General features: G+C 72.6%; 23 protein-coding genes. 13 read left to right on the plus strand and 10 right to left on the minus strand.

Features of this window, described 5'->3' with window-relative positions:
* The first annotated feature begins 16 nt into the window (after positions 1–16).
* Positions 17–406 (plus strand): hypothetical protein, encoded by a 390-nt coding sequence (locus JOD51_RS14070; protein WP_204609548.1) that lies wholly within the window; start codon positions 17–19, stop codon positions 404–406.
* Between the two features lie 43 nt (positions 407–449).
* On the opposite strand, the gene JOD51_RS14075 is transcribed toward JOD51_RS14070, so the two are convergent.
* Complete coding sequence (locus tag JOD51_RS14075; protein ID WP_204609550.1) at positions 450–941, minus strand: SRPBCC family protein; 492 nt, start codon at positions 939–941, stop codon at positions 450–452.
* 147 nt (positions 942–1,088) lie between these two features.
* Here JOD51_RS14075 and pip point away from each other — a divergent pair, with 147 nt between their 5' ends.
* Both pip and JOD51_RS14085 read left to right on the plus strand, forming a co-directional pair.
* A complete protein-coding gene (gene pip / locus JOD51_RS14080) occupies positions 1,089–2,072 on the plus strand; it encodes a prolyl aminopeptidase (protein WP_204609552.1) in 984 nt (327 codons plus the stop codon).
* A 90-nt stretch (positions 2,073–2,162) separates the two neighbouring features.
* A complete protein-coding gene (locus tag JOD51_RS14085; RefSeq protein ID WP_204609554.1) occupies positions 2,163–3,140 on the plus strand; it encodes a hypothetical protein in 978 nt (325 codons plus the stop codon).
* 101 nt (positions 3,141–3,241) lie between these two features.
* Here the strand turns inward: JOD51_RS14085 and JOD51_RS14090 are convergent, their stop codons facing one another.
* The 5 genes from JOD51_RS14090 to JOD51_RS14110 form a co-directional block, all read right to left on the minus strand.
* The gene (locus JOD51_RS14090; protein ID WP_204609556.1) at positions 3,242–3,574 is read right to left on the minus strand and encodes a hypothetical protein; all 333 of its coding nucleotides are present in this window, start codon (positions 3,572–3,574) and stop codon (positions 3,242–3,244) included.
* A gap of 246 nt (positions 3,575–3,820) precedes the next feature.
* A complete protein-coding gene (locus tag JOD51_RS14095; RefSeq protein ID WP_204609558.1) occupies positions 3,821–4,378 on the minus strand; it encodes an arsenate reductase/protein-tyrosine-phosphatase family protein in 558 nt (185 codons plus the stop codon).
* A 2-nt stretch (positions 4,379–4,380) separates the two neighbouring features.
* Positions 4,381–5,673, minus strand: coding sequence for an adenylosuccinate synthase (locus tag JOD51_RS14100; RefSeq protein WP_204609560.1), 1,293 nt, complete (start codon positions 5,671–5,673; stop codon positions 4,381–4,383).
* A 193-nt stretch (positions 5,674–5,866) separates the two neighbouring features.
* Positions 5,867–6,034 carry a hypothetical protein gene (locus JOD51_RS14105; RefSeq protein WP_204609562.1) on the minus strand — a complete coding sequence of 56 codons (168 nt, stop codon included), beginning with the start codon at positions 6,032–6,034 and terminating at the stop codon, positions 5,867–5,869.
* Between the two features lie 152 nt (positions 6,035–6,186).
* Complete coding sequence (locus JOD51_RS14110) at positions 6,187–9,867, minus strand: S8 family serine peptidase (RefSeq protein WP_204609564.1); 3,681 nt, start codon at positions 9,865–9,867, stop codon at positions 6,187–6,189.
* Positions 9,868–10,016: 149 nt separating this feature from the next.
* Between JOD51_RS14110 and JOD51_RS14115 the strand changes: the two genes are divergently transcribed.
* The 4 genes from JOD51_RS14115 to JOD51_RS14130 all read left to right on the plus strand — a co-directional run bounded on the left by JOD51_RS14115 (position 10,017) and on the right by JOD51_RS14130 (position 14,806).
* Positions 10,017–10,658 carry a TetR/AcrR family transcriptional regulator gene (locus JOD51_RS14115; protein WP_204609566.1) on the plus strand — a complete coding sequence of 214 codons (642 nt, stop codon included), beginning with the start codon at positions 10,017–10,019 and terminating at the stop codon, positions 10,656–10,658.
* Entirely contained in the window at positions 10,655–11,431 is a 777-nt protein-coding gene (locus JOD51_RS14120; protein ID WP_204609568.1) for a hypothetical protein, read from the plus strand. Before JOD51_RS14115 ends, JOD51_RS14120 begins: the two co-directional genes overlap by 4 nt.
* Positions 11,428–13,509 (plus strand): YhgE/Pip domain-containing protein, encoded by a 2,082-nt coding sequence (locus tag JOD51_RS14125; RefSeq protein ID WP_204609570.1) that lies wholly within the window; start codon positions 11,428–11,430, stop codon positions 13,507–13,509. The genes JOD51_RS14120 and JOD51_RS14125 overlap by 4 nt, the downstream gene beginning before the upstream one ends.
* A gap of 280 nt (positions 13,510–13,789) precedes the next feature.
* The gene (locus JOD51_RS14130) at positions 13,790–14,806 is read left to right on the plus strand and encodes a LacI family DNA-binding transcriptional regulator (protein ID WP_204609572.1); all 1,017 of its coding nucleotides are present in this window, start codon (positions 13,790–13,792) and stop codon (positions 14,804–14,806) included.
* Positions 14,807–14,872: 66 nt separating this feature from the next.
* Here the strand turns inward: JOD51_RS14130 and JOD51_RS14135 are convergent, their stop codons facing one another.
* Positions 14,873–15,547: a TrmH family RNA methyltransferase gene (locus JOD51_RS14135; RefSeq protein ID WP_372378172.1), complete on the minus strand. Its 675-nt coding sequence runs from the start codon at positions 15,545–15,547 to the stop codon at positions 14,873–14,875.
* A gap of 90 nt (positions 15,548–15,637) precedes the next feature.
* The gene (locus JOD51_RS14140; protein ID WP_204609574.1) at positions 15,638–16,273 is read right to left on the minus strand and encodes a TetR/AcrR family transcriptional regulator; all 636 of its coding nucleotides are present in this window, start codon (positions 16,271–16,273) and stop codon (positions 15,638–15,640) included.
* Between the two features lie 97 nt (positions 16,274–16,370).
* Between JOD51_RS14140 and JOD51_RS14145 the strand changes: the two genes are divergently transcribed.
* Positions 16,371–17,168 (plus strand): HAD-IIA family hydrolase, encoded by a 798-nt coding sequence (locus tag JOD51_RS14145; RefSeq protein WP_204609576.1) that lies wholly within the window; start codon positions 16,371–16,373, stop codon positions 17,166–17,168.
* Between the two features lie 16 nt (positions 17,169–17,184).
* Here the strand turns inward: JOD51_RS14145 and JOD51_RS14150 are convergent, their stop codons facing one another.
* On the minus strand, positions 17,185–18,381 hold the full coding sequence (locus JOD51_RS14150; RefSeq protein WP_204609578.1) for a glycosyltransferase: 1,197 nt from the start codon (positions 18,379–18,381) through the stop codon (positions 17,185–17,187).
* Between the two features lie 63 nt (positions 18,382–18,444).
* On the opposite strand from JOD51_RS14150, the gene JOD51_RS14155 reads away from it, so the two are divergent.
* The 5 genes from JOD51_RS14155 (at position 18,445) to JOD51_RS14175 (ending at position 25,616) form a co-directional block, all read left to right on the plus strand.
* Positions 18,445–19,341, plus strand: a complete 897-nt coding sequence (locus tag JOD51_RS14155; protein WP_204609580.1) for a UbiA family prenyltransferase — start codon at positions 18,445–18,447, stop codon at positions 19,339–19,341.
* On the plus strand, positions 19,338–20,771 hold the full coding sequence (locus tag JOD51_RS14160) for a phytoene desaturase family protein (RefSeq protein WP_204609582.1): 1,434 nt from the start codon (positions 19,338–19,340) through the stop codon (positions 20,769–20,771). Before JOD51_RS14155 ends, JOD51_RS14160 begins: the two co-directional genes overlap by 4 nt.
* A gap of 162 nt (positions 20,772–20,933) precedes the next feature.
* Entirely contained in the window at positions 20,934–22,130 is a 1,197-nt protein-coding gene (locus tag JOD51_RS14165) for an EfeM/EfeO family lipoprotein (protein WP_204609584.1), read from the plus strand.
* Positions 22,127–23,527 (plus strand): iron uptake transporter deferrochelatase/peroxidase subunit, encoded by a 1,401-nt coding sequence (gene efeB / locus JOD51_RS14170; RefSeq protein WP_259557420.1) that lies wholly within the window; start codon positions 22,127–22,129, stop codon positions 23,525–23,527. The genes JOD51_RS14165 and efeB overlap by 4 nt, the downstream gene beginning before the upstream one ends.
* A gap of 163 nt (positions 23,528–23,690) precedes the next feature.
* Positions 23,691–25,616: a phospholipase C gene (locus JOD51_RS14175; protein WP_204609586.1), complete on the plus strand. Its 1,926-nt coding sequence runs from the start codon at positions 23,691–23,693 to the stop codon at positions 25,614–25,616.
* Between the two features lie 80 nt (positions 25,617–25,696).
* Here the strand turns inward: JOD51_RS14175 and JOD51_RS14180 are convergent, their stop codons facing one another.
* Entirely contained in the window at positions 25,697–26,626 is a 930-nt protein-coding gene (locus JOD51_RS14180; protein ID WP_204609588.1) for a CPBP family intramembrane glutamic endopeptidase, read from the minus strand.
* Positions 26,627–26,631: the final 5 nt, after the last annotated feature.

Consider the following 26,631-nt stretch of genomic DNA (forward strand, 5'->3'; position numbering starts at 1 on the left):
GACGGAAGGGGACCGCATGGACGAGGCAGTGCTCTACGACCTCTGCAGCCGGGCGCGGCTCGTGCACCTGCGGACGGGTGGCGCCGAGGCCGGCCTGCGCGGACTGACGGACTGCATCGCGGCGGCGTCCGGCGCCCCCGATCGCTACCCGCACATGCGGCTGGCGCAGTTGATCGACTCCGCCCCGCGCCCGGTCGGCTTCCGGTACGGCATGCGGCAGCTGGAGTCGGTCAGCACGAGCCGGACCACCCCGCCCGAGGACTACTCCGGCGAGCAGCGGCGCGACTACGAGCAGGCACAGACCGCGCTGCTCCGGGCGATCGGCAAGGACAGCGGCGAGCCGGCGAGTGGTCCGGTCGCGGTCGCCCGGAACGTGCTCGAGCAGTTCGTCCTGCGCTGGTTCTGACCGGTCCCGCCGCCGGCGCTCGGCACCGACCGGGCACCGCGACTCAGGCCGCGGGGGTCCCCGCCACGTGCGCCAGCACCACCGGGTCGGAGCAGCCGCGCGCGAACCCTGCGATGCGCCGGTCGATGTCCCGCTGCAGCACGAGCACGCCGATCCGTTCGGCGAGCGGTGCCAGCCACCTGGGCCGACAGGTGAAGTTGTAGCGCCAGACCGCCAGCGTGTGCCCCGGCTGCCCCTCGGCCGGGCTGAAGCGCCAGCCGCCGCCCATCCGCTCGAAGAACCACGAGCCCTTCGTCATCTTCATGCCCACGTTCGACGGCGGGTTGTACGAGACGTACTCGCTCTCCATCGCGAAGCCGAACCGCTGCACGGTCCAGGTGCGGACGCCCTTGCCCGGCACGGTCGCGCCGCCGACCAGGTGCTGGCGGCGGATGAACGGGTCCCACCGCTTCCGGATCGCGCCCTGGGTCTGCGAGACGGCGAACGCGACCGCCACCTCGACCGGGACGACGCAGCGGGACTCGACGACAGGCACGGGCCCATCGTGGCACGGGCCCGCCACGGCGGCCGGGAGGCCCACACCCGGCCCGCCCCGCGCCTCCCGTCCGCCGTCCGGTCGCGTCACGGGCGGCGGTACGGTGGCAGCGACCCGCCCGTTCCCGCCACTGCCGAGAGGACGCCCGTGCGCCAGCTCCACCCACCGATCGAACCGAACCGAACCGGCATGCTCGACGTCGGCGACGGCCAGCAGGTGTACTGGGAGGAGTGCGGCGCTCCCGACGGCAAGCCCGTCGTCTTCCTGCACGGCGGGCCCGGGGCCGGCTGCTCCCCCGACCACCGCCGCCTGTTCGACCCGGCCCGCTACCGGATCGTCCTGTTCGACCAGCGCAACTGCGGCCGGAGCCTGCCGCACGCCGGCGACCCGACCACGGACCTGTCGACGAACACGACGTGGAACCTGGTCGGCGACATCGAGCGGCTGCGCGAGCACCTGGGGATCGACGCGTGGCAGGTGTTCGGCGGCTCGTGGGGGTCCGCGCTGGCCCTGGCGTACGCCGAGACGCACCCGGAGCGGGTCACCGAACTCGTGCTCCGCGGGATCTTCACGCTGCGGCCGAGCGAGATCGACTGGTTCTACGAGGGGGGTGCCGCGAACGTGCTGCCCGACCTGTGGGAGGGGTACCTCGCTCCCCTGGCGCCCGAGGAACGACTGCCCGGCGGCCTGGTCCGCGTGTTCGAGCGGCTGCTCGCCGACCCGGACCCCGCCGTGCACGGCCCCGCGGCGGTCGCCTGGGCCAGCTGGGAGGCGGCCTCGATCACGCTGCTGCCCCGCCCGGACCTGGTCGCCCGGTACGCGGACCCGACGTACGCGCTGGCGTTCGCCCGGATCGAGAACCACTACTTCACCCACGACGGGTGGTTCGAGGACAGCCAGCTGATCCGCGACGCCGACCGGCTGCGGGACATCCCGACCGTCATCGTGCAGGGGCGCTACGACATGTGCACCCCGGCGGTCACCGCGTGGGACCTGCACCGGGCGCTGCCGTCGGCGGAGTTCCGGCTGATCGACGACGCCGGGCACGCGTTCGACGAGCCGGGGATCCTCGACGCGCTGCTCGAGACGACGGACCGGTTCGCCGGGTCGGGTTCGGCGTCGGCGGGCTGAGCGTCCGGCGGAGGTGACGAGGACGCGCCGACGCAGGACGCGCCGACGCAGGACGCGCCTCCAGGCCGACGACCGTGGTGGGGTGGTGCCATGACCGACGACCTCGTGCCGTGGTTGGTCGCCGGGGGGCTCGCCGTCGTGGTGGTCGTCCTGGTGGTCCTCCTGCGGCGACACCAGACCACCGCCCGCGCCGAACTCGAGGCCGCCGACCGGGAGCGTGCCGCGGAGCTCACCCGGCGCGAGGCCGAGCACCGGGACGCCACCGCGCGGGTGCAGGCCGACCGGGACGCCCAGGTCGCCGCCGCGGACGCCCGTCGCCGAGAGGCGGTGTCCGAGGCTGAGGAGAGCCGTGCACTGCTGCGGACGGGCATGAAGTGGGAAGCGGCCTCGGAGCAGGCGATCCTCGAAGCCTGCCGAGCCGCCGGCGTGAGCGGCGTGCTCATGACGAACGTGGTGTTCGTCCCCGTCGGCGAGACCGAGCAGGGGTCGCGGCGGAAGTTCGTGGCGCAGGCCGACCACGTGCTCGTGTCCGAGTCCGGCCGCGGCCTGGTCATCGAGAGCAAGCGGTGGGGCGGCATCGTGTTCGACGGGCGCCGACCGAGCGAGGTGCACCCGGCGTTCCGGAACCTGGTCGACGAGTCGTCCCTGGTTCCGCCGTTCGCCGTGCAGGTGCAGAGCCGGACCGTGCTCAACCACGAGCAGGAGGCCGAGAACTGGTGGCAGGTCCGGGTGAAGGCGAAGGGGTCGTCGCCGGCCCAGCAGGTGCGGGTGCAGGCCCGACGCCTCGCCCGGTTCGTCGACGAGCAGACGGGAGTGTCCCGCACCTGGTTCGACACGTGCGTCTTCTACTCGGCGCCCTCGGCCGCGACGTTCGTGCAGCCGGAGGACCGCAGCGGCACGGTGACGACGAGCATCGTGACGAACGGCCACGAGCTGCAGTCGGCCCTGGCGTCGTGGGCCGCGAAGGACTCGGTGCCGAACCGGGCCCGGGCCGACGCGGTCGTCCGGGTGCTCGCCGGGCAGGGTGCGCACGCGATCACGGTGGGGTCGTACCGCCTGCCGGAGTGACGTGACGTCGCCGCACACGCGCAGCACGCACGACGCACGCAGCAAGCACGACGCCCCGTCGGCCAGTGGCCAGCGGGGCGTCGTCTGGAGAGCGGAGAGCGTTACGCAGTCGGGCGGATGACCGACGGCAGCATCACGTGCAGGTGCCCGGCGAGCGCGTTCTGCGCGTCCTCGAGCGAGGTGAAGTCGCCGACGACCAGGCCGAAGGTGTCCGACGCGACGTAGCGGCCGTCGCGCTTGTCGACGGAGCCGCCGAAGTAGCCGCCGTAGTTGGCGACCCACTCGTCGTCGCCCTCGAGCGTCCAGGTGGTCTTCGCGCGGGAGGCGCGGGCGCTGCTGGCGGCCTCGGCTTCCAGGACAGCGACGATGTCGACGGTCTCGGTGTCGAGGGTGACGTCGGTCCCGGCTGCGGCCCGGTTCATGGTCGTGCTCATCGCGCTCTCCTGTCGTGTTCGGGGTACGTGGTGCAGTACGTGAACGCTACGACACCGATCGCAGCCGTCGACAGCGAGGCCCGTCGATTCACGGGTTCAGCCCCGGATGTTCATCCACGAGGCCCGGAGTTCCGGGCCTCGTGGTCCGCCGATCGGGGTACAGCGGGGCCGAACGGGGTACTCGTCATCCGGATGACCGCGCGGCCGGGGTACAGCGCGCAGGACGTCGCCGCGAGCCGCCCGCGGTCAGGACACCGCGCGCAGGGCGTCCGCGATCGTCGTCAGTGCGGTGTCGATCTCGTCCGCGACCCGCACGTGCGTGGACTCCGCGCGACGGTAGGGGTCGTCCACGTCGTCGTCCGCCGGGTCGGCGGGCGGCGGCACGGTCCCGCGCAGCCGGGCGACCCGTTCGACCAGGGCCTCGGGCGAGTGCACGTCCGCCAGGTCGCCGGGCTCGAGACCGTCGAGCACCCGCGCGAACTGCTTGATCGTGAACGCCCGCTTGGCGGCCCGGGGTGCGAGCTGCACGGCCGCGGACCGGTGGGAGCGCTCGGCCGTCAGCACCAGGTCGGCGGACCCGGCGATCCGCTCGGTCAGGTACCGGGAGCGGTGCGCCTCCGGGTGTCCCCCGAGGCGCACCGACTGCGCGGCCGCGGCACCGTCCATCACGGCACCGTCGTCGGCGATGGTGCCGGCCGACTCGATGACGTGCGCGGACGCGGCCGGACCGAGACGCTCCTGGAGCACCTGGGCACCGAGCGGCGACCGACAGATGTTGCCGCTGCAGACGAAGAGGATCCGCATGCTCAGCCCTGGCCGAGCAGGTCGTGCCGGACGACGATCGCGTCGCGGCCCGGACCGACACCGATCGCCGAGATCCGTGCGCCGGACATCGCCTCGACCGCCAGCACGTAGTCCTGCGCGTTCTTCGGCAGGTCCTCGAAGGTACGCACGCCGGTGATGTCCTCGGTCCAACCGGGGAACTCCTGGTACACCGGCTTGGCGTGGTGGAAGTCCGACTGCGACACCGGGACCTCGTCCACACGCTCGCCGTCGACCTCGTACGCGACGCAGACCGGGATCGTCTCGAGCCCGGTCAGGACGTCGAGCTTGGTGAGCACGAAGTCGGTGACACCGTTGATGCGCGCCGTGTACCGGGCGATCGGGGCGTCGTACCAGCCACAGCGACGCGGACGCCCGGTGGTGGTGCCGAACTCGAAGCCGTTGGCGCGGAGGAACTCCCCCGACTCGTCGAACAGCTCGGTCGGGAACGGGCCGGCGCCGACGCGGGTCGTGTACGCCTTGACGATGCCGATGATGCGCTCGAGCTTGCCCGGGCCGATGCCCGAGCCGGTCGCGGCGCCACCGGCCGTCGCGGACGAGGACGTCACGAACGGGTAGGTGCCGTGGTCGACGTCGAGCATGGTGGCCTGGCCGGCCTCGAACAGGACGGTCTCACCGCGTTCGAGTGCCCGGTGGATCTCGAGGGCCGTGTCCGCGACCATCGGCCGGAGCCGGTCGGCGAAGGACAGCAGCGACTCGACGACCTCTTCGGCGTCGATCGCCCGGCGGTTGAATACCTTCACCAGCAGGTGGTTCTTCTGGTCGAGTGCTGCCTCGACCTTCTGCCGCAGGATGTTCTCGTCGAAGATGTCCTGGATCCGGATGCCGACGCGGTTGATCTTGTCGGCGTAGGTCGGGCCGATGCCGCGACCGGTCGTGCCGATCTGGCGCTTGCCGAGGAAGCGCTCCGTCACCTTGTCGATGGTGCGGTGGTAGTGCGTGATGACGTGGGCGTTCGCCGAGACGCGGAGCTTCGACACGTCGACGCCGCGGGCCTTCAGCGCGTCGAGCTCCTGGAACAGGACCTCGAGGTCGACGACGACGCCGTTGCCGATGACCGGGGTGACGCCCGGCGTCAGGATGCCCGAGGGCAGCAGGTGCAACGCGTACTTCTCGCCGCCGACGACGACCGTGTGTCCGGCGTTGTTGCCGCCGTTGAACTTCACGACGTAGTCGATGCGGGAGCCGAGGAGGTCGGTGGCCTTCCCCTTGCCCTCGTCGCCCCACTGGGCGCCGATGATGACTGCTGCGGGCATCTGGTTCTCCTCACGTTGGCGGAGGACCGCACACGGCCGTCCCGGCCGGTGGTCCACCCGAGTCTATCGGCTGGCCATCTCCGCGTCACCGGCACGACGGCGGGTGCCCGGTCGCCGTCCGACGGACGGGAGGCCCGGTACCAGCTGGTACCGGGCCTCCCGTCCGTCAGGTGGTCGCGTCGCGACCGCGGCGTCAGCCGAGGAAGAAGTCGGCGTAGGAGGGGTCCCCGACCGGCTGGGTGTGTCCCGGCTGGGCGAGTCGTTCCTCCACCATGGCCTGGATGGCGTCCGGCGGGGTGAGGCCGCGTCGACGCCACTCCATCGGGTTCTGCCGGAGCTGCACCAGGGTGTTCGTTCGCATGCTGCAACAGTGTCACGAAGTACCTAGTTCGGCTAACTACGTGTCCCGTGAGCGCACATCCCGCCCACGAACTGGGGACACGCGGACGACGAAGCGGGCGGCCCGTTCCCGGACCGCCCGCTCGTGTCGAGTTCAGGCTCGCGCGGCAGCGCTCACCGGGTGATCTTCCCCGACTGCGGCGAGGTCACCGAGGCGGACGTGTACCCGGACTTCTTCGCCGTCAGGACGAACGACAGCCGGTGCCCGATGTCGGCCTTCGTCGTCTTGTAGGTCGACGTCGTCACGCTCACCTTCTTGCCGTCCCGCAGCCACTGGCGGGTGAAGGTGATGCCGTTGGCGTTCCAGGTGCCGGTCGGGGCGTGCATCCTCGTCCCGACCTTGAGCGAGCCGGTCACGGCCACGCGACCCGACACCAGCGCGAGCTTCGGCGTGTCCGAGGTCGTGCTGAGCAGGTCCGCCTGGTCGCCCGGCGCGTTGTGCAGGTGCAGCAGGAGCACCTTCGCCGAGGTCGAGGTGGCCGAGGACCGGATGGCCGAGATCGCGGTGTCCGGGTACGTCAGGGTCGACGCACCGTCGGCCTTGAACGACACCGCCGGCTGGAAGGCGTTGAACGTCGCCTTCGTCGTCTCGTCGACCACCGAGGACGCGGCGGTCGGCAGCGTCGGTGAGTAGGACGACTCGGTCACGACCGAGTAGTCGAACACCCCGGACTTCGACTTCGCCGTGTAGCCGAGCGCCGCGAGCGACACCGGCAGCACCTTGACCGCGGAGTCGAACGTGTTGACGTCGACACCGGCTGCGACACCGCCGAGGGGGCGGGTGTCCACGACCTGCTTCTTCGGGTCCTTCTGGTGCAGGTCGAGCGTCTTGACGATGGTCACGTCCGCCGTCGCCGACTTCGTGTCGTACGTCATGTAGTCGGGATCGCCGTCGCGGTTCGTGTCGATGAGCACCTCGACGTTGTTCGACTGGCCGGGGTTCGACTCGGCGCCGTCGGTCTGGACCCCGAAGGACACCATGCCCTTCGAGTTGTCCGCCAGGCCGAGCGCCGTGGAGTTGGCGCCGAAGGCGCGGATGTCCGCGCCGGCGAGCGTCTGCTTCGCGGTGCCGTCCGGGAACGACTCCTTCGGGTCGGTGCCCCCGAGCTGGAACGGTGCGACGCGTGCCTGGTAGCCGGTCGCCCCGGTTCCTTGGGACAGGCCGCGGCCGGTCATCGTGATGGTGCTGGTGCGTCCGGTGCCCGTGAACCCCACGTCGCCCGCGTGCCGGGCGCTGACCGGTTCCGGCGCGGCGTAGACGCCGAGTCGGAGGGGCGTGACGCCGTCGGCGGCCGGGGTGAACGTGACCAGGCCGGTGGCGGCCGGGACGAACTCCCGCGGTGTGCCGCCCTCGACGGCGACCTGTGTCGGGTCGATGACCTTCCGCAGCAGCGTCGGGTCGGCGATCGTCATGGTGACCGTCACCGTGGCGGTGCCGCCGGCGGGGACCGTGACCGTGTCGGCGCTCAGCGTGAACGCGACGCCGGGCTGCGCGATCCGCGACTCGTAGGCGACGCGGTAGGTGTGCGCGGTGGCCGAGGTGTTGCGCACCAGCAGGGTGCGCTTCTCGGTGGTCGCTGCGCCGACCTCGACGACGCCGAAGGACGCCGTGACGAGCTGCCCGTTCTCCTGGCTGCGGACGGTGGTGCCGTCCTGCACGGCCTGGAGCGCGTCGACCCGACCGGTGCCCTGGCGGAGCAGGGTCGCCGACTGGCCGTCCGTCGCACTCTGGCGCACGTCGTGCGTGGCCGTGTTCATGAGTGCGGCCTTGATCTCCGGCGCGGTCCAGCCCGGGTGGGCCTCGAACGCCAGCGCGGCGACGCCGGCGACGTGCGGGGTGGCCATCGAGGTGCCGCTGAGCGACAGCCGGTCGTTGCCGGTGCCGTTGGCGGCCGAGATCACGTTGACGCCGGGGCCGGCGATGTCCGGCTTGACGACGTCACCGTAGGAACCGTGCTCACCGCGGCTGCTGAAGGACGCCAGGGTGTTCACCGTCTCGGCGTCGGTGGCGAGCTGGAAGCCCTTGAGCTCGTCCGCGAACCGGACGTGCAGGGTCCCAGCCGTCGCCGCGGCCTGGAGGCTCGTCACGCTGTCACGGGTCAGTTCCGCACCCGGGACGGTCGCGTTGCCCGCGATGCCCGAGTCGAAGGTGTTCACCGTGCCGGCGAGGAGGACGCCGGTACCGCCAGCGGCCGCGACGTTGGCGAAGCGGACGCCGGAGCCGCACTCGAGGGCACCGTCGGTCCACTTGAGCCAGACGATCTTGCCCGCGATCGCGGCGGCCTGGTCGGCGCTGAACGCCGTGCAGCCGTCGACGTCGGTGGTCGGGACGACGACGTCACCCTCGACCGGCAGCGTGCCCTGGTAGTCCTGCGAGTACTGCGCGCGCCAGGTCTTCGCGACGTCGGCCGGGGCGGTCGCCGCGACACCGTCGAACAGGCTCTGCCCGGTCGCGCTCGCGGCGACGGTCAGGGCACCGGCGGCGTTGCCCGGCGATCCCCCGATGTCGGTGAAGTCGTCCGCGTTGCCGGCGGCGACCACGGGCAGCACACCGCGGGCGGTGAGCGCGTCGATCTTCGCGTTGTCGGGGTCGTCCGCTGCGCCGTAGTCGGAGCCGAGCGACAGGTTGATGACGTTGATGCTCTTGCCCTCGGTCAGGGCCTGCCCCACCCAGTCGAGCGCGGCACCGGTCAGGTCGGTCGAGCCGCCGCCGTCACCGAAGACCTTCAGCGAGTAGAGGCCGGCCTGCGGCGCGCTGCCCGGGCCGACCCACATGTCCTGCACCTGCTGCGGCGTCAGGGTCGAGTAGTCGCCGCGGAAGGTCGTCTTGTCGGCGTTCATGCCGAACCCGGCGGCCGTGCCGGCGACGTGGGTGCCGTGGTCGCCGCCCCTGCCGTCGATGGGGTTGGCGTCCGGTGCGGGCACCGGGTCGTAGGTGTCCGGGTCGGACGGGTTCGCGTTGTACGTGGCGCCGGCGAAGTCGTAGCCACCGAGGAACTTCGACGGGTCGTACCAGCTCGAGGACGGGGCGCCGGTGCTGGCGAGGGCGTCCTGGTAGGCGGCCGTGGTGCCCGGGCCACCGAAGTCGGCCTGGGTGTAGTCGAGGCCGGTGTCGATCACGGCGACGTTGACGCCCTTGCCGGTGCGACCCGTCTGGGTCCAGGCGTCGACGGCCTTCGTGTAGAGGTCGCTCGCGGCGTTCTTCGGCGTGACGCCGTCGGCACCGGCCGTCACGCGGTCGGGGTCGACACCCGAGGGTGCGGCGTCCGCCGAGGCGTTCCGCTCCGGCTGGACGACCTTCTTCGGCAGCAGCGGCGCGATGCTCAGCACGTCCGAGCGCTTCGCGATCTCGGTGAAGGCCGAGACGTCGGCGACGATCGCGACGCCGGGGACGGTGTACTCGGTCGAGTAGAGCTCAGCGGCCTTGCGGTCGGCATCCTTGACGGCACCGAGGACCTCCGCGTTGGTCGAGCGGATCGTCGAGAGCCGGCTCTTCGCGGCGGACGACGGCGTCCTCGACCGGGTCAGGTCGCCGCCCTTCGCCTGCGCGTCGACCTCGAGTGCCCCGGCGCCCGTGGTGCGGACGAAGGCGCTGACGGTCTTCGTCGGGGACGCGTTCCGCAGTGGGGCGGCGAGCTTGAAGCCGGCCGAGGTGGCGGTGGCCGGTGCCGCGGAGGCTGCACCGCCGACGGCGAGTCCACCGCAGGCCAGTGCCGCCACGGCGACGATCGAGGTCAGCAGCCGCGAGGAGCGGTACCGGCGGGAAGGGTTGGTGGGTGGTGTCACTTGGGGCACGCAGCACACTCCTGGGTTGTCCGAACTCCGGGTGAAGTTCTGATGAAGCTATGTGCTCGTCCCCAGCTCGGGGAGTCGGCAGTTCAGGGGACAGAACCTGTGGTTCTCCAAAGTTGCACACCGGTGTGCAGGTTATTACGATGGGGTGCATGACCTCCACCGACCGGCCGGCACGCGCGCCACGACGGGACGCGACCGAGAACCGGGCCGCCCTCGTCCAGGCCGCCCGAACCCTCCTGCAGGCCGATCCGGACGCCTCACTCGAGTCGATCGCCGCCCATGCCGGACTGTCCCGACGTGCGATCTACGGACACTTCCCCTCCCGCGACGACCTCATGCGCGAGGTCGTGGCCGGCGGAGCCGAACGCATCCTCGCCGCGATGCCCAGCCGAGCCGACCTCGCCGGGCTGGCCCCGGCCTCCCGGCTGGCCGCGATCGCCGTGACCCTCTGGACCGAGGTCTCGCACGTCCGCTCGATGGCGGTCATCGCCGTCCGCGGTCCGCTCGTCGAGACCGTCGCCACGGTGTTCGCGCCGCTGCGCGAGCAGGTGCGTGATGCCTGTGCCCTCGGCATCGCCGACGGCACCCTCCGCGACGACGTCGACGCCGCGACCCTCGGCCGCCTGGTCGAGGGCGCGTGCCTGGCGGTCCTCGACGAAGCCACGCGCTCCGCCACCCCGGGCGACGCCGGCCGCCGGACGGTCGTCCTCTCCGCCCTCGGCATGGCGGGCGTCGACTGGCGCACCGCCCTGCTCGCTCTCCCCGCCACCCTCCCGGAGGACCCCGCATGACGCTCGAACTCGCCGCCGTCGGCATCGGCACCGAACCCGGCGCCGCACTGCCCGCCGTCAGTGCCGTCGCCGCCCCCGGACACCCGGGCATCGTCGCCGTCGAGACCGAACAGGCCCCCGTGCTGGCGTCCCTGGTCGCCGGCGGGCGGATGACGCCCGACACCGGCCGGGTCCTGCTCGACGGACACGACGACCCCGCGGGCATCCGACGCGCGTTCGCCCTCGTCGACACCCCGGGCGTCGCCGAGCCGTTCCCGGTGATGAGCCTGAAGCGCATCGTGCACGAAGAGCTCGCGTTCGCCGGACGCCGACCCTCGCGCAGCGACGTCGCGACCGTGCTCGACGAACTCGGCATGACGAGCTGGGCCGACACCCACGTGCAGCGTGTGCCGACCGACGTCCGCGTGCGGCTGCTCGCCGAACTGGCGCTCCTGCGGCCCGACGTCACCGGACTCGTCATCACCGCCCCCGAGCGGCACGGCGGCGTGGTCGCGGACTGGTTCGCCGTCGTCCGCGACATCGCCCGACGCGGGGTGACCGTCGTGCTCGTGACCTCGAAGGCCGCGGCGGAGACGGCCTCGGCCCTGCTCGACACCATCGCCGACGAGCCGCGCGCACCGCAGGAGCCGCGCGACGGCGCGGCGGACACCGACATCGACACCACCACCGAGGGTCCCGAGGACGCGACCCGGACCGGCGGGCCCGACACGGGCCTCCCGACCGACACCGCAGACGCAACTGACGCAACCGCTCCCCTGGAGACCCGCTCGTGACCATCCCCTCGCTCGTCCGCGCCGAACTCGCGCGTCTGACCGCCACCCCGCTCGCCCGCCTCGCGTTCATCGCGCTGATGTGCGTGCCGCTGCTCTACGGCGGCGCCTACCTCTGGGCCAACCGCGACCCGTACGCCAAGCTCGACCAGATCCCGGCCGCCATCGTGGACCAGGACGCCGGCGCCACCCTCGACGGCGACCACGTCGACTACGGCAAGGACGTCGCGAAGCAGGCCATCGACGGCGGGGCCTTCGACTGGAAGCGCACCACCGCCGCCGACGCCCGCTCCGGCGTCCGCAACGGCACGTACGACTTCGTCGTCACGATCCCGCACGACTTCTCGGAGTCCCTCGCCTCGGCGCAGTCCGACGACCCGAAGCGCGCCGAGCTCGTGATGACCACGGCGGACACGAACTCGTACCTCGCCTCGACCATCGCGGAGCAGGCCGGCAAGACCATGCGGATCGCCGTCGCCGAACGGGTCGGGAAGGAAGCCGCGAGCACGCTGCTCGTCGGACTCGCCGACGTCCGGGACAGCCTGGGCGACGCCGTCGACGGGGCGGGCAAGCTCGCCTCCGGAGCGACGACCGCCGCGAACGGGGCCGACTCGCTCGAGGCCGGCACCGCGAAGCTCTCCGCCGGCGCCTCCACCCTGGCGTCGAGCACGGCCGCGCTGCCGTCGCAGACCGCGACGCTGAACTCCGGCGCGCAGCAGGTGGCGACCGGTGCGGCCTCGCTGGCCACGGGCCTCCGGTCGGCGCAGCAGCAGACGGCCGCGCTGCCGGACCAGACGCAGCAGCTCGCGCAGGGGGCGGCGAAGGTCGCCGCCGGCAACGCGGAACTCGCACGGCAGGTGGACACGGCGAACACCACCGTGCAGGCGATCCAGCCGCTCGACGCGAAGACCGTCATCGCCGACATCACGGCGAACCTGCCCGAGGGCGTCACCCTCACGCCGGCGCAGCAGCAGGCACTCACCGCCACGGTGGACTCCGCCGTGCAGCGGGCGAACAGCTCCGGTGCGGACGCCAAGCAGCAGCTCGCCGCCACGACGGGGAAGATCGACCAGCTGAACAGCGGCGCGCAGCAGGTGTCGGAAGGCGCCACGACGCTCGCGAACGCGGCACCGCAGCTGTCCTCCGGGATCGCGACCGCGGCCTCCGGGGCGTCGACGCTGTCCGACGGAGCGGCGCAGCTCGCCGGCGGCACGCAGAAGCTCGCGGCCGCAGCGCCGCAGCTGTCCTCGGGAGCGTCGCAGCTCGCGACCGGTGCGGCCTCGGCCGACCAGGGCGCGACGTCCCTGGCGAAGGGACTGCACTCGCTCGAGTCCGGCTCCTCGGAACTGGCGTCCCAGCTCGACAAGGGCCGGACGAAGATCCCGGCCTCGGACGCATCGCAGCGCGCCCAGCAGGCGAAGGTGATCTCGGACCCGGTGAAGGTCGGGGACGACAACGTCGCCGCGGCGTCGAACTACGGCGCCGGGCTGGCACCGTTCTTCATCTCGCTCGCCGCGTGGATCGGCATGTACGCGCTGTTCCTCATCCTCAAGCCGATCTCGAAGCGCGCGATCACCGCGGTGCGACGGCCGCTCCGCATCGTGTTCGGCGGCTGGCTGACCCCGGCGCTCCTCGGCGTCGTGCAGATGGCGGCGCTGTTCCTGATCGTCCGGTACGCGCTGGACCTCGACGTGGTGCACGCCGGCGGGACGGTCGGCATCATGATCCTGGCGTCGGCGACCTTCGCGGCGATCATCATGACGCTCAACGTGCTGCTCGGCTCGGTCGGACAGTTCCTCGGCCTGGTGCTCATGCTCATCCAGCTCGTCACCGCGGGCGGCACCTTCCCGTGGCAGACATTGCCGGGGCCACTCGCTGCGCTGCACTTCGCCCTGCCGATGACGTACTCCGTCGACGCGATCCGGCAGACGATGTACGGCGGTTCGCTCGCCACGGCCTGGAGCGACGCGGGCGTCCTGACCTGCTGGCTGCTCGGGGCGCTGCTCGTGTCCTACCTGGTCACGGCGCGGCAGACGCGGACGCGGACGCTGCGCGACCTGCGGCCGAGCCTGATCGGCTGACGTCCGCGGGGCGCGGCGGGCGCGGGCCCCGGGGCGCGGGGGGCGGCGGCTGGCCGCCGCGGCTCGGCCGCGCTTGGGCCCAACAGAAACCCGTCCGAACCGCGGCATCCCGTGGTTCGGGCGGGCTTCCGTTGTGCGCAGCCGAACGACACCGTCGGCGGCGGGCGGCAGGCGGCGGGCGCGCCGCGCGGGTCGGGTCTGGCCCGGGCGTGGAGCGCGACAGCGGTACGATCGAGCCTGACGCACCCAGCGGGTGCGCAGCCGGAGGTCGAGGATGACGATGGGGAACACCAAGCCCGCGACGATCTACGACGTCGCCGCTCGCGCGGGGGTGTCGAAGTCGCTCGTGTCCCTCGTGCTGCAGCGATCACCGCGGGTCAGCGAGCAGCGTCGGGCAGCAGTGCTGGCGGCGATCCAGGAGCTCGACTACCGCCCCTCGACCGCGGCGGTGTCCCTCGCCGGCACCCGCTCCCGGACCATCGGCGTCGTGCTCGACGACTTCCGGAACCAGTGGTTCGTCGATCTGCTCACCGGCCTCCGCGAATCACTGCAGGACCAGGGACACCGACTCGTCGTCGCGGACCGCTTCCTCAACACCGGCCTCGACGTCTCCCCCGTCGAGGGGTTCCTGTCGATGCGCGTCGAGGGTCTGGTGATCGCGGGTGAACCCGACCCGGACCTCGTCGTCCCCGCCAGCACCCCGGTCGTCGTCGCCGGAGGCCGGGCAGCGCTGCCCCGCGCCGACACCGTGGCGAACGACGACCTGGCCGGCGGACGGATGGCGGCCGAGCACCTCATCGAACTCGGGCACGTGCGCCTCGGGTTCGTCGGCGGGCAGTCGGCAGCCAGTGACGCCCGGCTCGAGGGCTGGTGCGCGGGCATCGACGCCGCCGCCGGAGCGGGCACGGGCGATTCCTCGATCAGCGGGGTCGCGGTCGTCCTTGCCGCCGACGTCACCGAGGAGACCGGCGTCGCCGGCGCCCACCGACTGCTCGACGAGCACCCCGACGTGACGGCGGTGTTCGCCGCGAACGACGTGACCGCCCTCGGTGCGATGTCCGCGATCGCCGACAGAGGCCTCCGCGTCCCCGAGGACATCTCGGTGATCGGGTACGACGACACCCCGATCGCGGCCTCACGGTACGTCGGTCTCACGAGCATCGACGACCGGAGCATCGACATCGGTCGCGGTGCGGGCGCGCGGTTGCTCGAGCGGATCGCGGACCCGGCGCTGCCCACCACCGAGGTGCTCGTCGAGCCGAGGCTCGTCGCCCGCCGGACGACCGCACAGCGCTAGTCCGGCCCGCCGAGGCCGCCGCCACCGGCCCGCCGACGCCACCGGCCGCGACCCGCCGCCGCTCCGTCAGGCGGGGAGCTCCGCGTGCCGGACGACCCAGCTGTGCATCACGATCGCCGCCGCAGCCGAGGCGTTGATGCTCCGCGTCGACCCGAACTGCGTGATCTCCAGGTGCCCGTCCGCGCCCGAGACCGCCTCGTCCGTCAGCCCCGGCCCCTCCTGCCCGAACAGGAACACGCACCGCGCCGGGATCTCCGCCGTCTCGATCCGCGAGGCGCCGGGCGTGTTGTCGATCGCGACGACCGGCCGCCCCTCGGCGCGCATGGCCTGGAGGAACGCGGCGACGTCCTCGTGGTGCCGCACGTGCTGGTACCGGTCGGTGACCATCGCCCCGCGGCGGTTCCAGCGCCGCCGTCCGATGATGTGCACGGTCCCGGCCAGGAACGCGTTCGCGGTGCGGACGATGGACCCGATGTTCAGGTCGTGCTGCCAGTTCTCGATCGCCACGTCGAAGCCGTGCCGACGGGTGTCCAGGTCGGCCACGATCGCCGCCATGCTCCAGTACCGGAAGCGGTCGACGACGTTGCGGGTGTCGCCGAGCTCGAGCAGTTCCGGGTCGTACTGCGGGCCCTCGGGCCACGGCCGCGGGTGCGGTCCGACGCCGTGCGTCGTCGCCTCGTGGGTGGGTGGGAGCGCCGGCGTCGGCTCCGGCAGGTCGCCGGACGGGAGGCCCTGGGTCACGTGACCAGCGTACGGTGCGTCCGCCGCGCCTCCCGTCCGGACGCCGCCCGCCGGGCGCACACGCACGACCCAGCCGCGATGCCCGACTGCTCAGCGGGCCGCGCGTGCGGCGATGCCGTCGAGGAGCACGTCGATCCCCATCGTGAAGCGTGCCTGGTACGAGTGCTGCCCGAGGATCTCGCTGACCAGCCGGTGCCGCTCGGGCCGCCCGGCCTCGGAGTCGCCGCGCCCGACCTGCACGGCGGTGTGCCCGACGACGAAGTCGTAGACGACGAAGAAGGCGTACATCGCCTCGGTGTCCGACAGGCCCGCCGAGCGGAGCGCCCGGACGACGGTGGCGGCAACGGCGTCCGACTCGGTCGAGGCCAGCGGTGCCCGGCTGCTGTGCGACTCGAGGACCAGCGGGTGCCGGACGAGCAGGTCGCGGAAGGTGGTGGCGAAGACCCGGACGACGTCGCGCCAGTCCTCGGGCCAGACGAAGGTGTCGGTGAACTCGTCGACCGTGCGGCGGACGAGTTCGGCGTGCAGGTCGTCGAGGCCGCCGATGGTGCGGTGCACGGTCATCGGGGCGACGCCGAGCGCCATGCCGAGGGCGCGGAAGCTCAGGCGGTCGAGGCCCTCCTCGTTCGCGATCACCGTGGCCGCGTCGACGATCTGGTCGCGGGTCAGCGCGCGGGGTCGGCCGCGGCGGCGCGGTCCGGCGGTCTCCGGCGCAGTCTCGGTCACGGCGTCCTCCTCGTGTTCCGGTACGCGTACGGGAACGCGTTCCCCGCAGCCTACGGCACACCCGGTCCCCCGCAGCCGCGAGCACTACGCTGACCCCATGGCATCCCGCGACGAGGTCGAGTGCTGGCTGACCGACATGGACGGCGTGCTCGTCCACGAGAACCAGGCGCTGCCCGGCGCCCCGGAGCTGATCCGGCAGTGGCAGGACCAGGGCACCGAGTTCCTGGTGCTGACGAACAACTCGATCTTCACCCCGCGTGACCTCAGTGCCCGGCTGCGCTGGTCGGGCCTCGAGGTGCCCGAGGAGCGCATCTGGACGAGCGCCCTGGCGACGGCGGACTTCTGCCGGTCGCAGATGCCCGGCGGCTCGGCGTTCGTGATCGGCGAGGCGGGCATGACGACCGCGCTGCACGAGGCCGGGTTCATCATGACCGAGACCGCACCGGACTACGTCGTCGTCGGCGAGACCCGCAACTACTCGTTCGAGGCGATCACGAAGGCCGTCCGCCTGATCCTCGGCGGTGCCCGCTTCATCGTCACGAACCCGGACGCGACCGGCCCGAGCGCCGAGGGCGTCCTGCCGGCGACGGGGGCCATCGCCGCGATGATCGAGAAGGCCACCGGCAAGCAGCCCTACGTCGTGGGCAAGCCGAACCCGATGATGTTCCGGTCGGCGATGAACCGGATCGGCGCGCACTCCGAGAACACCGGCATGATCGGCGACCGGATGGACACCGACGTGCAGGCCGGCATCGAGGCGGGCCTCCACACCGTCCTCGTCATGACCGGCATCAGCGACCAGGCCGAGATCGACCGGTACCCGTTCCGCCCGAGCGAGGTCATCTCCGGCGTGCACGAGCTCCTGCACAGCGAGCCGTACGAGGTCGAGATCTAGGTCTGCTCGGTCCAGCTCAGAGGGACTCGAGCACCTCGAGCGCCCGCTGCACCCCGTGCTCCTGCCGGACGCGTCGCCCGACCTCGGCCGCCCGCTCCCGACGGCCCATCGCGTCGCGCATCGCGGGCACCAGGGTGTCGGCCGACAGACGGCGCAGCGGCACCGGGGCGGCAGCCACCCCCTGTCGATGCAGCTGGGCCGCCCAGAACGGCTGGTCGGCGGTGACGGGCACGACGACAGCGGGCACACCGGCCCGGGCCACGGCGTGCGAGGTGCCGGCCCCGCCGTGGTGCACGACGAGCGTCGCAGCCGGCAGCACCGCGTCGAACGGCACGGATCGCACCGCCAGCACGTCGGGGCCGCGGCACTCCGCCGGCAGCGCGAGCCCACCCCACCCGGTGACGAGCAGCACCCGCAGGCCGAGTGTCCGGGCGGCCGCGACGATCGCTCCCCCACGGGCCGCGGCGTCCCCCGTCGCCATGGACCCGAACGAGGCGACGACACAGGGTCCGGCGCCCAGGAAGTCGCTGACGGCACGGTCCGGGGACGCCGCCGGGGCCTGGTCGTACCAGGCGCCCGTCTGGTGCACCCGCTCCGGCCAGTCGTCGGGCCGCGGCAGCAGCGTGGGGCTCACGGCCATCAGCGTCGCGCGGGACGGCTGGCGGCCGTCGGGACGACGTCCGCTCGGCAGCTCGGCGGCGGCGCGCGCCACGTCGCCGTCGAAGAACCGTGCGGCGGCGCGCGGGACGGCGTAGGTGGACCGGTTGCGCGCGCCGAGGTCGCGGGTGGCCGTGGGACCACCGGCTGCGGGGAAGCGCTCGCTCGGGGTGGCCACCGGCGCGAACTCCACCAGCACACGGGGCACACCGAGCGCGGCCGCGACCATCGGCGCCGTGAGGATCAGCGGGTGGTGCACCACCACGTCTGGGTCGAAGGCGACGGTCTCGCGCACCGCGCCGGCGAGCATCCGCCGCATCGCGGGCCGCACCTCGGCGTGCACGTGGTGTGCGAGGGCCCACGGGGAGCGGCCGGCGAGGGCGAGGACCCGCTGCGCGTCCAGTCCGAGCACCACTGTGTCCGTCCCCTCGGGTGCGTCCGCGTCGTCGGGCAGGGCCAGCCGGACCTCGTGCCCGCGCGAGGTCGCGTGCCGCGCCAGGGCTGCGAACGGCTCCACGTCGCCTCGGGTGCCGGCGGTGAGCAGCATCATGCGCATCCGACCAGTGTGGCCCGGAAGCCCGTCACCCGGCGTCGACGTGGGCCGGGTACGCTCGGGCCCGTGACAGACGGTAGCGAGCGGATACCGCGGACCGCGCCGTCGGGGACGGGTGTGGCCGTGCGCCGCCTCGTGCACATCTCGCGCCCGGTGCTGTGGATCAACACCATCGGTTCCGGTCTCGTCGCCGTGTGGCTCACCGGCGCACTGTTCGACCTGCGGGCCCTGCCGGTCGTCCTCTGGCTCACCCTGCCGTTCAACCTGCTCATCTACGGCGTCAACGACATCTACGACCAGGACACCGACGCGGCGAACCCGCGCAAGGGCTCGATCGAGGGTGCCCGCATCCGGCAGTCCGAGGTGCGGCTCATCGCCTGGGCCGTCGCGGTCGTCAACGTCCCCTTCCTCGTCTTCTTCCTGCTCACGCTGCCGCCGCTCGCGAACGCCGCGATCCTGCTCTACGTGGGCGTCTTCGTCTTCTACTCCGCACCGCCGCTGCGCTTCAAGGCGCGGCCGTTCCTCGACTCGCTGAGCAACGCGGCCTACGCACTGCCGCTGGTCATCGTGCCGCTGGCGCTGTCGGTCACGCCCGTCTGGCCCGCTGCCCTCGGCCTGATGGCCTGGAGCGTGGCGAAGCACGCCTTCGACGCGGTCCAGGACATCGTGGAGGACCGTGACGCGGGCATCGAGACCACCGCGGTGCGACTCGGCGCGCGTGGGACGGCCCTGTGGAGCGGCGCCTGGTGGATCGTCTCGACCGCGCTGTTCGCCGTGGTGAGCGTGCCCGTGGCCGCGGTCAACCTGCTGATCGCCGGCATCCTGGTGGTGAGCCTGCTGCGGGACCCGACGCCGGAGACCGGGCACCGCCTGTACCGGCTGTCGGTCGCGTTCCCGTACATCGCGGGGTCGTTCGCCGGGGTGCTGCTCATGGTCTCCATCGTGCTGGGGGGCTCCTCGTGAGCCGCGTCGTCGTGGTCGGCGGCGGCATCGGCGGGCTCACCGCCGCAGCGCTCCTCGCACACGCGGGCCACCGGGTCACCCTGCTCGAGGCCTCTGCAGAGCTCGGCGGCAAGAGCCGTCGCATCCACCTCGGTGACGACCGCATCGACACCGGGCCGTCGCTCGTGACGTTCCCCGCGGTGTGGGACGAGCTGCTGCGACGACTCGGCGACGGCGAGCGCCCGGCCGAGGGCACCCGCGACGTCGGCCACCTCGACCTGGTGCGGATGCCCGAGGTCGGCCGCTACTACCACGACGGTGAGGAGACCGCCCTGCCGGTGGCCCCCGACCACCCCTGGTACCCCGCGTGGCGACGCTTCTCCGACCTGCACGCGCCCCTCGCCGACGACGTGACCGAGCTGCTGCTCGCCGACCCCCTCGACCGTGCGGCCCTGCCCGCGCTCCGCAGGCTGCTGGCCGTCTACGGCTCGCGCCTCACCACCCGCGCCTACCTCGACAGCCTGCCGTGGCTGCCGGACGGGCTGCGCGAGATCATCGCGATCCACACCCTGAACGCGGGCGTCTCGCCGTCCCGCACCCCCGCCCTGTACGCGAGCATGCCGGCGATCATGGCGGAGACCGGCGCCTGGGTGCCGCGTGGTGGTGTGTACGAGATCGTGCTCGCGCTGGGTCGGCTCGCCGAGGCCGCCGGGGTGGAGGTCCGCACCGGCGAGGCCGTCACGCGCATCGAGCGCGGCTCCGTCACCACCGACCTCGGGCACCACCCCGCCGACCTCGTCGTCAGTGCCCTGGACGCCGACCGGCTCAGCGCACTGATGGGTCCGTCGCGGATCCCGTCGCTCCCCCGCCGTCGCCCCCGCACCCTGTCCTGCTCGGCCATCGCGGTGTACGGCGTGCTGCGCGAGGAGCTGCCGGCCCGGATCGCGACGCACAGCGTGGTGCTGCCGACGAAGCCGGACGCGCTGCACCGCAGTCTCGAGGCGGGCGACGAGCCGGCGGACACCATGGTGTTCGTGAACCAGTACCGCGCGGGCGAGGTGTACCCGAACCCGCGCAGCACCGTCGGCATCCTGCTCACCGCCCCGGCCGACGGCGGGCACTACTCGGCCGAGCACCCCTTCGTGCGGCGCGAGGTCGACCGGGTCTCGGCGGCGATGGGGCTCGACGGGCCGCTCACCGACCTCCTCGACGAGCAGGTGGTGCTCGACCCGGAGTACTACGCGGGCGGCGGCGAACCCCACGGTGCGCTCTACGGGGCCGCGCGTCCGCCGTGGCTGAGCGGGCCGTTCCACCGCCCCTCGTACAACGACCCCTGGCGGCCCTGGCTGTGGCGGGTCGGCGCGTCGGTGCACCCCGGCGGCGGCATCCCGGCGGTGGTGGGTGGCGCGATGATCGCGGTGACCCGGCTGCTGAAGAACAACCCGTCCTGACGCGACCCCGTCAAGGGTGCTGATGACCATCCGGTGAACAGAACCGGCCTGCGGTGAACGGCAGGCGAACTGGCCCCCGAGCGACTCTATGGTTGCCCGTGGTCGAGCCCAATCATGGCTCTGACCAGGGTTTTCTGTGAAAGTCTTCAGTTGGGACAAGCCGTGTCGATCTCTGCTCGCGCCGCGACGGCCGCGGTCGTCGGCGTGCTCGGAGTGGTCGTCGCCGGTGCCCTGGTCGCCGCCCACCTGACCCCGGCGAGCGCCCCGACACCGACCCGGTACGCGGTCCGGGTCGGGACCGACACGTGCGGAGCCGGCTGGCCCGGTGGCGGTGGCGCCCGGTCCGGCACCCAGACCCTCCGGATCGAGAACACGTCCGTGGCCGGCATCGAGGTCCAGCTCGTCGACCCGGCCGACGGCGCGGTCTTCCTCGACGCCGAGGGCCTGGGCTCCGGCGCGGCACACACCTACCGCGTCCGTCTCGCCCGCGGGGACTACCGCTTCCGCTGCCTGCCCGCCGACGGCGAGCCCGAGACCGGCCCGGTGATCCACGTGCACGGAGCCGCGCACGTGGCGGGTGCCGCTCCCGGGATCGTCCCGGTCACCCGCGCCGACCTGATCCCTGCCGCGAAGTCGTACGGCGACTGGATCGAGGGACGCCTGCCGGTCCTGCTCGCCGACGTGCGCGCACTCGACGCGGACGTGCACGCCGGAGACGTCGCCGCGGCCGAACGCGACTGGCTCACCGGGCACCGCGAGTACGAGCAACTCGGTGCCGCCTACGGCGCGTTCGGCGACGACGACACCGCGATCAACGGCCTGCCGGCCTCCGGACGGACGGCACTCGACGACCCGCACCTGACCGGGTTCCACCGCCTGGAGGCCCTGCTCTGGTCCGGCGCGCCGGTCACCCGGGCACTCGCCCCGGCAGACGCGTTGGTCGCGGCGGTCACGCACCTGCAGCAGGCGTTCCCGGACTCCCGCGTCGACCCGCTCGACGTCGGGCTCCGCTCGCACGAGATCCTCGAGAACGCGCTGCAGTTCGAGGTCACCGGTCGGTCGGACGCCGGCAGCCACACCACGCTGGCGACGATCGATGCGAACGTCGACGGGACGGAGCACGCGCTCGAGCCGCTGCGCGGGATCCTCCGGACGCGGTACCCGGAGCTCGCCGAGACGGAGCGCGCGCTGCGGTCCCTCCGCACCGAGGTCGAGACGCACCGGCGGTCCGACGGCAGCTGGCAGGCGCTCGGCGACCTGGACGGCTCGGCGCGCGAGCACCTGGACGCCGCGCTCGACCGTGCCCTCGAACTGCTGGCTCCGGTCGCCGCCATCTGTCAACCGAGGAGGACCTCGTGACCGACCCTGGACACGGCATGGACGCTGCGACCCACCGCCGGATGGTCGAGGCACACGCCCGAGCCGGGCTCACCGCGGACGGCACTGTCTGCCCCGCGGGTGTCCCGACCGCGCACACCGACCCGGCACCGGCGCAGCGCCGCCCGCTCGGTCGTCGGGCGTTCCTGACGGGCGCCGTCGGCGCCGGAGCGGGAGCCGCCGCAGCGGTGGGCCTGACCGCCGGAGGGGTGCCGGGCCTCCAGACCGAGGCAGCAGCCGCGACCCGCGCGGACGACGCGAGCGCCGCGACGTCGTACGCGTTCCACGGCGCCCACCAGGCCGGGATCACCACCCCGGCGCAGCGACAGTCGGCGTTCCTGGCGTTCGACGCGACCGTCGGCAGCCGCGCAGAACTCGCCGACCTGCTCCGCACGATCACCGAGCGTGCCCGGGCCCTCACCCGCGGCGGGGCGCCGGCGGACGTCGGGATCACCGCACCGCCGACGGACTCCGGGGTCCTCGGGCCGGACGTCCCCGCCGACGGCCTGACCGTCACCGCGAGTGTCGGCGCGTCGCTGTTCGACCACCGGTACGGCCTGTCCGGACAGCGGCCGGCTCGACTCCGCACCATGGAGGACTTCCCGAACGACGACCTGGACCGGGCGATCTGCGACGGCGACCTGCTCCTGCAGGTCTGCGCCCACAACACCGACACGGTCCTGCACGCCGTCCGCGACATCGCCCGTGCGACCCGCGGCGGCATGCAGGTGCGGTGGCGGCAGGACGGCTTCGGCTCCCCGCCCCGACCCTCCGGCACCCCGCGGAACCTGCTCGGGTTCAAGGACGGCACCGGGAACCCGTCGACCAGCGACCGGGACCGGATGGACGAGCTCGTGTGGACCCGCGGTGGCCGGGACGGCGAACCCGACTGGGTGACCGGCGGCAGCTACCACGTCGTCCGCACGATCCGGATGTTCGTCGAGTTCTGGGACCGCGTCTCGATCCAGGAGCAGGAGGACATGATCGGCCGGCACCGCGACTCCGGGGCGCCCCTGACCCGCAGCGGCGAGTTCGACGACCCGCGCTACCAGGACGACCCCACCGGCGACGTCATCCAGATGGACGCGCACATCCGGCTCGCGAACCCGCGCACGGCCGAGGCGCAGAAGCAGCAGATGCTCCGTCGTCCGTACAACTACGACAACGGCACGGACGCGAACGGCAACCTCGACATGGGCCTGCTGTTCGCGTGCTTCCAGGCGGACCTGGACCGGCAGTTCGTGGCCGTGCAGAAGCGCCTGGTCGACGAGCCGCTCGTGGACTACGTCTCGCCCGTCGGTGGCGGCTACTACTTCGCCCTGCCCGGTGTCCGGCACGCGGACGACTGGTTGGGGCGCGGGCTCCTCGCCCGGACCTGAGACCCGCCTGACGCCTCCCGCCTGCGACCCGCCACCCCAGACCCACGACCCCAGACCCACGACCCGTCACCCGCGACACCGAACACCGAACACCCGACCCAGGAAGAGGACCCCAGTGTTCCGACCCTCCGAGCGACGCCTCCAACAGGGAGCGCTCACCGTCATGGCCATCGCGGCCGTCGCCGCGACCGCCCTCGCCGTCCCGCAGTCGGCGTCCGCCGCCGACAACTCCCTGAACACCACGACCCCGATCAAGCACGTCGTCGTGCTGTACGACGAGAACGTGTCGTTCGACCACTACTTCGGCACGTACCCGAAGGCCGCGAACACCGACGGGACGCCGTTCACCGCCGCCGCCGGGACCCCTGCCACCGACACGCTCGCATCGTCCGGGACGCTCACGAAGAACCCGAACGCCTACGCCCCGTCACGGTTGACGCCCGCGCAGGCCCTGACGTGCGACCAGAACCACAACTACCTGCCGGAGCAGAAGGCCGTCGACGGCGGTGCCATGGACAAGTTCGTCGAGAGCACCTCGGTCGACACCTGCACCGGCCTGTACGGCTCGCCCGGTCTCACGATGGACTACTACGACGGCAACACGACCACCGGGCTCTGGAACTACGCCCAGAACTACGCGATGAGCGACAACGCCTGGGACACCGGCTTCGGCCCGTCCACCCCCGGTGCGCTCAACCTGATCAGCGGCGACACCCACGGCGGGACCGGCGTCGACTCGGTCACCGGGGCACCCGTCACCACCTCGACCGCGGTCGTCGGGAAGGACGCCGCCGGCCAGGGCACCGTCATCGCCGACCCGGACCCGGCGTTCGACGACTGCTCCGACAAGGACCACACGTCGACGTCGAACCTGGTGAAGATGTCGGGCAGGAACATCGGCGACCTGCTGAACACGAAGGGCGTCACCTGGGGCTGGTTCCAGGGCGGCTTCACCCCGACCACGGCTGCGGCCGGCGCCGGGACCTTCGCGAAGTGCGACACCACCACGGCGAACGTCGGCGGGTCGACGAGCAACGACTACTCGCCCCACCACAACCCGTTCGCCTACTACGCGTCGACGTCGAACCCGCACCACCTGGCACCGACGAGTGACAGCATGATCGGCTACACCGACCAGGCGAACCACCAGTACGACCTGTCGGCGTTCGACACCGCGCTCGCCGAGCACCGGATGCCGGCGGTCTCATTCCTCAAGGCCCCCGAGGCCCAGGACGGACACGCCGCGTACTCGGACCCGCTGGACGAGCAGAAGTTCCTGACGTCGAAGATCAACGAGATCGAGCAGTCCCCGGAGTGGTCGAGCACCGCGATCGTCATCAACTACGACGACTCGGACGGCTGGTACGACCACGTCGCCCCGACCGTGCTGAACGGTTCGACCGACGCGACGAACGACACCACGGTCTGCACGACGGCCGCCACGAAGGTCGGCGTCGCCGGAGGCTACCTGGACCGCTGTGGCCCCTCGCAGCGCCTGCCCTACCTGGTCATCTCGCCGTTCGCGAAGCAGAACGACGTCGACCACACCGCGATCGAGCAGACCTCGACCACGAAGTTCATCGAGGACAACTGGTCCACCGGGCGGATCGGCGACCAGTCGTTCGACGCGCGTGCCGGGTCGATCCGGGGCATGTTCGACTTCGCCCACCCGCAGCAGCGTGAGGTGCTGCTCGACACCAAGACCGGCGCGGTCAGCCGGATCGTGTCGACGGCGGCGACCCCGACGCCGACCCCGACGGCCACCCGGACGCCGAGCGGCACACCCGGGACCGGGAGCGGTGCCGGCACGCCCGGCGCCGGCAGCGGCACGGGGACCGGTACCGGTACGGCCGGGACCGGGACCGGGACCGGGACCGCCGGAGCATCGGGAACGTCCACCGACCCCGGCACGAGCACGAGCACAGCGGGACGGACCGTGGCGGACCCGCCCGCGACCGGAGCGCACGGCAACCGCCTGGCCTACACGGGAGCGCAGCTCACCGGCGTCTCGATCGCCACGATCGTGTTCCTGATCGCGGGCTTCAGCCTCATCCTGCTCCGGCGTCGACAGCTCCGTCGTCGGGGCTGATCGGTCGTCGGGCCTGATCGGCCCCCACACAGCGGTGCCCCGGAGCGTCACGCGCTCCGGGGCACCGCTGTCCGCGTCCCTCACCTCGTCAGGGTCACCGCGTCCGCACCGGCCGGGAGGCCCGCCCCAGCCCCGCCGACGTCGGTCCCGCCGACACCACCCCCGTCGACACCGGTGCGGTCCCTCGCCGGCACGGTCCGCCACCGGCGCCGCATCCGCCAGGCACGGTCGTCCCGCCAGGCGACGAGGGCGCCCGCGACGACGCCGAGCAGCAGCACCGCGAACGAGGCCAGGCCGAGCAGGCCGACCAGGACGAAGTCGAGCCCGGCACCGCGCGAGGCACTGACCGCGATCGCGCCGAAGTCCCAGAACGCGTGCAGCAGCACCGGGGCGAGCAGGTTCCCGGTGAGCCGTCGAGCCAGGTACAGCGTCGACCCGAACGAGGCGGCGAACACCACCTGCACCACCGTCTGGGCGACCGGTGCGCCGGCCAGGATGTTGACGAAGTGCAGCAGCCCGAACAGCACGCAGGACACGATCCACACGCCGAACTCGGGCAGCCGGCGCCGCAGCCCGACGAGCAGGACCCCGCGGGTCAGCAGCTCCTCGAACACCCCGACGAGCAGCACCCCGACGGCGAGCAGCAGGAAGTAGTCCACCGACTTGCCGGCCCAGTCGACCAGCGGCAGCCGTCCGATGCACACGGCCAGGATCAGGACCGGCGCCAGCAGCGTCCAGCGCGGGCGGCCCCGGGCCGGGTCGACGGTCGCGATCCGCCACCAGCCGAGCGCGGTGACGAGCACGACCATGATCCCGGCGACGATCGACTCCGGCAGCAGCAGGTCGTGCACGACGCTGTCGGTCGTCAGGCCGAGCGAGTCGTAGTCGTCACTCGGGCGCGAGCGGACGATGCTGTACGTGGCGAAGAGCACCAGCGGGGCGAGACCGACGAGCAGCGACGGTGGGACCGGCCACCACCGTCGGCGGCGACGGACGGCGGGAGGCTGCACGGGGG

Origin of the sequence: Curtobacterium herbarum (assembly GCF_016907335.1) — a bacterium.
In the GTDB taxonomy this organism is placed as follows: domain Bacteria; phylum Actinomycetota; class Actinomycetes; order Actinomycetales; family Microbacteriaceae; genus Curtobacterium; species Curtobacterium herbarum.